Below are 580 nucleotides of genomic sequence, written 5' to 3' on the forward strand. Positions count from 1 at the left end.
CCGGGCGGGGTCGCGGCCGGCGTCGAGGCCTTCCGCGCCGCCTGGAGCGCCGCCCGGGACGGGCGCCCGCTGGCCGAGGCCGCCGGCGACAGCCCGGCCCTGCGCGGCGCCCTGGAGTTCTGGCGGTGAACGTCCGGCCGGACGACCTGCTCCTCGCCTTCTACGGCGACGACTTCACCGGCTCGACCGACGCCATGGAGGCGCTGACCGCCGCCGGCGTGCCGACGGTGCTGTTCCTCGAGCCCCCGGATGACGGCTGGCGCGCGCGCTTCCCCCACGCCCGAGCCGTCGGGCTCGCCGGCTCCTCCCGCGGGCGCCCGCCCGAGTGGATGGATCGCGAGCTGCCCGGGCTCTTCGGTGATCTCGCCCGGCTCGGCGCGCCGATCCTGCACTACAAAGTGTGCTCCACCTTCGATTCCGCACCCGAGACCGGCTCGATCGGCCGGGCGATCGACATCGGCACGCGGGTGATGCCCAGCCGCTGGAGCCCGATGATCGTCGGCGCGCCGCGGCTGAAGCGCTACCAGGCCTTCGGCAACCTCTTCGCCGCCGTCGACGGGGTCGCCCACCGCCTCGACCG

The 580-nt window shown here is 75.9% G+C and carries 1 protein-coding gene; it reads left to right on the plus strand.

Annotated features, from left to right (window positions below):
- Positions 1 to 125: 125 nt before the first annotated feature.
- Positions 126 to 580: four-carbon acid sugar kinase family protein (locus VQ02_RS34245; RefSeq protein ID WP_342447868.1), on the plus strand; the 455-nt coding region annotated here is incomplete at its 3' end.

Source organism: Methylobacterium variabile (assembly GCF_001043975.1).
GTDB lineage: Bacteria > Pseudomonadota > Alphaproteobacteria > Rhizobiales > Beijerinckiaceae > Methylobacterium > Methylobacterium variabile.